Source organism: Pseudomonas avellanae BPIC 631, from assembly GCF_000444135.1.
Taxonomy (GTDB): domain Bacteria; phylum Pseudomonadota; class Gammaproteobacteria; order Pseudomonadales; family Pseudomonadaceae; genus Aquipseudomonas; species Aquipseudomonas avellanae.
In genome coordinates, this window is record NZ_ATDK01000449.1 from 1 (window position 1) to 1,771 (window position 1,771).

At 45.8% G+C, this 1,771-nt stretch carries 3 protein-coding genes; 1 reads left to right on the forward strand and 2 read right to left on the reverse strand.

From position 1 onward, the window contains the following. The first annotated feature begins 68 nt into the window (after nt 1-68). Complete coding sequence (locus DW49_RS1000000133815; protein ID WP_229687616.1) at nt 69-302, forward strand: SGNH hydrolase domain-containing protein; 234 nt, start codon at nt 69-71, stop codon at nt 300-302. Nucleotides 303-854: 552 nt separating this feature from the next. Here the strand turns inward: DW49_RS1000000133815 and DW49_RS0123910 are convergent. Continuing rightward, nucleotides 855-1,205, reverse strand: a complete 351-nt coding sequence (locus tag DW49_RS0123910; protein WP_005618755.1) for a type II toxin-antitoxin system RelE/ParE family toxin — start codon at nt 1,203-1,205, stop codon at nt 855-857. 12 nt (nt 1,206-1,217) lie between these two features. Then, entirely contained in the window at nt 1,218-1,466 is a 249-nt protein-coding gene (locus tag DW49_RS0123915) for a type II toxin-antitoxin system prevent-host-death family antitoxin (RefSeq protein WP_005618754.1), read from the reverse strand. Between the last annotated feature and the right edge of the window lie 305 nt (nt 1,467-1,771).

Sequence of the window (1,771 nt, forward strand, 5' to 3'; positions counted from 1 at the left end):
TTTTCGAAATAAGTTACCCATAACCTGCAAGCTAAGCTATTGATAAGATTTGAATTTTCCGTTAGTTGGTGGCTGATTTTTTCGAAAACAGTACACTAGAGCGTGATAATCCTAATCTCACTGTTTGGGATCCATTACCGCTTCTTTGCCCAACTCCGACCTGTTCAGCGTTCGACGATAATGGAAAGCCGCTCTTTTTCGACTCGAATCACCTCAGTGGTCATGGTAATCGTGTTCTTACTCCGTCCTTCACACAAGTTTTGTTGACTATCTGGGAGAGCAGCCAACGTGAACAGCACTAGTGTACTATTTTCGAAAAAAAACCTGCTACTGACTAACGGAAAATTCAAATTTTATCAATAACTTAGGTTGCAGGTCATGGGTAAATTATTTCGCAAGAAGTACACTAGAATCATTCATAATAGGAAGTGTTGGTTGCGGCTGTGAGGATCTGCTTAGATATATACTACGATACTTGATCAGTAATTCACCGAATACAACGCGCATAATCATCAGAAGGTGATTATTTGAGTAACGCATTGTGAGCCTGGCCCCAGCGAAAAAAGGGTCTAAGAGGGTGTAGACAAAATAAAGTAAGCTGTTTGTCCTTTGCCTACACAGCATTGCACCATGCCTAAAACCGGACGCCCACCCGTAATCGCTGCGGGACATTGCCCTCATTGGCTTGGATGCATAGGTGCTTCATTAGATATTGATCTGTATGTTAGTTCGCCCGTAACAACAAATTAACCTATCTGCCAAACATAAGTTTGCACAGATAGAAATCCTGCCCGGTCGGCTGTCGTTCGGGCTTCTTTAAAAATATTTGTGCAATTTTTCGATACCATATAAATCTACATCGGCTGGAGCAGGCAGTAGCGGATCAGAGCCTGCTCCACACTTTGTTTCCCGCCTAATACGAGCAATACGGCGATGTCGGTAATACCATCAGAATCCATCACCTCATAAAAGATCCGGTATCCGTCTGTGTTCAACTCACGATAGTGAAGTACGCCCAGCTCACTCAATTGAGGACTGACCGGGTGGCCCAACGGGGTGGACAGGAGCTTGTCCTGAATGGCATCGATCAGGGTATCTATGCGTTGAGCAGCTGATGAGAATCCCTGAGTGATAGCCAGATGCTCGACCTGATCTTCAATGCTTTGCTGGGCAACATCGGTAAAGCGTAGTGCAAACGTATTCATTTATGCTCCTATTTATTTGTGGGCAAACCTCCTGCTCAATCGGGCTTTGAGTTCGTCAGTGGAGCAGTGCTTGCCTTGGGCGTACTCGCGGGAACTGATCGCCAGGAGTTTCACCAAGGCGATCGATTCATCGCGGCGCTTACGATCTGCGTAAGACTCCACCACATAGGCCGGGACACCGTTTTGCGTGACAACCAGTGGCTCATCGAGAGGCAGGTCGGCTGCGTTGCGTTTCAGATAACTTATTGTTTCAACTCGCATGAGTTGATATCTCCTTCATAGTGACACCGAGAAACAGATGCCTAACTTGGCTGCTTTGACTGCGCTTCTTGCCTAAGCTTCAAACCACAAGCCTAAATATAGGCCAAATAAGGTTTTTTTGCAACCTTCATTTTTTCCATCGCGTCAACAGCTTTAATAAGCAAGGCTCAATTGATTTAACATCCGCCTTCTCCTGGATAAGTGGCGGCGGCGGCAAAAACTGAGCGCAACACCTGACCAATCCGGTACGGTGAACCTATGTCATATCATGAACTCAGCATTGAAGAACGCATCACGATCCAGTT